Source organism: Candidatus Albibeggiatoa sp. nov. BB20 (assembly GCA_016744725.1).
Classification (GTDB): Bacteria; Pseudomonadota; Gammaproteobacteria; order Beggiatoales; family Beggiatoaceae; genus Albibeggiatoa.
This window is the reverse complement of the sequence record JADGDW010000294.1, coordinates 1-1,676: the sequence shown is the minus strand read 5'-3', so window position 1 is coordinate 1,676 and position 1,676 is coordinate 1. Positions and strand designations below refer to the sequence as shown.

Below are 1,676 nucleotides of genomic sequence, written 5' to 3'. Positions count from 1 at the left end.
CCTTTCATGTTTGGGCGTGGCGGTGAAGAAATTGAGACACTGATGGCGGAAGGTGTACCGTTTCAAGTTGTACCAGGGATTACCGCAGCATTAGGCATGTCTTCCTATGCAGGTATTCCACTTACACATCGTGATTATGCACAATCCTGTATTTTCGTCACAGGGCATTTAAAAAATGATTCGGTGGATTTGAATTGGTCAATGTTAGCGCATGAACATCAAACCTTAGTCATTTATATGGGTTTACGAACCTTGCCGATTATTTGTGAGAAATTAATTGAACATGGTCTACCGAAACATAAACCCGCCGCTTTAGTACAAAAAGCCACCACATCCGATCAAGTGGTCGTCGTTGGCACATTGGAAACTCTAGCCGAAAAAGTCCAAGCAGCAGGTATTACTAAACAAAGCTTGATTGTTGTAGGCGATGTGGTGAAATTGCATGAAAAACTAGACTGGTTTGATTCATCTTCAGGTGTGAAGTTAACAGAGAGTATTTAAGGAATAACCAGAGTTGGCAACCTTAGACATTTAGGATTGCCAGCCCTAATTTTTATAGTAATATCCTAACTTTCGAGTTTTAACACAGGTGTTTTGCGTTTAATCGCTATTTTCTGGGTTTTAGCTTTTTTATTAATCGCTAAATTATTAAGAAATTGCTTTGTACAAGCTTGCCATGAATATTTAAGTGCATGTTGGCGACATAAACGGGCATCTAATTTTAAAGCATTACGTGCCGCAACCGCTAAATCTTGATCCAAACAACCAACGGGTGATTGATGACCAATAATATCGATAGGACCGGGTACAGGATAGGCCGCAACAGGTGTTCCAGAAGCTAAAGCTTCCAATAGAACCAAACCAAATGTATCAGTTTTACTTGGAAATACAAACACATCAGCACTGGCGTAATAGCTGGCTAATTCCTCACCACTTTTAGAGCCTACAAAATGGACATCAGGATATTTCTGTCTAAGCGGTTCTAATTGAGGCCCTGAACCAACAACATATTTTAAACCTGCAAATTCCATATCTAAAAAAGCTTCAATATTTTTTTCAACTGCAACCCGCCCGACATAAACTGCAACAGGCTGTTGTTTTTCAGCAAAAATATTATGTTCACGTGGGTGAAACAATTCAATATCAACTCCACGTGACCAATCGGCTAAATGATGAAAGCCTTGACCTTCAAGCTCAGCACGCATACTGGCTGTGGCAACCATAACCCGCTTAGATAAACTGTGAAACCAACGTAATAAAGCGTAAGTCCATGAAATAGGCACACCAAAACGGGCGTGAACATATTCAGGAAATTTGGTATGGAATGAAGTGGTAAATATTTTATTCAATTTACGGCACATTCGCCGAGCGGATAAACCTAAAGGCCCTTCAGTTGAAATATGAATACAATCAGGTTGAAAGGTTTCAATTATTTTTTTGATTTTATGACCCGTAGGGGAAATGACTAAACGAATTTCAGGATAGGTTGGACAAGGAATGGTACGGAACAAGTCAGGGGTAATCATTTTGACTTCATGCCCCATCGACTCTAATACTTTTTTAGTGGTAGATAAAGTACGTACCACACCATTTATTTGAGGTAACCATGCGTCAGAAACAATGAGAATTTTCATGGGGTTTCATGTTGTTGAGTAGCCGATTGAGTAAACGTTGTT

General features: G+C 39.6%; 2 protein-coding genes. One reads left to right on the top strand and one right to left on the bottom strand.

What is annotated here, in order from left to right; all coding sequences use genetic code 11:
* The coding region (locus tag ABXH34_RS18700; RefSeq protein WP_353573406.1) for a uroporphyrinogen-III C-methyltransferase at positions 1-501 on the top strand (501 nt) is incomplete at its 5' end.
* A gap of 65 nt (positions 502-566) precedes the next feature.
* Here the strand turns inward: ABXH34_RS18700 and ABXH34_RS18695 are convergent.
* Positions 567-1,634 carry a glycosyltransferase family 4 protein gene (locus ABXH34_RS18695; protein ID WP_353573405.1) on the bottom strand — a complete coding sequence of 356 codons (1,068 nt, stop codon included), beginning with the start codon at positions 1,632-1,634 and terminating at the stop codon, positions 567-569.
* Positions 1,635-1,676 lie beyond the last annotated feature (42 nt).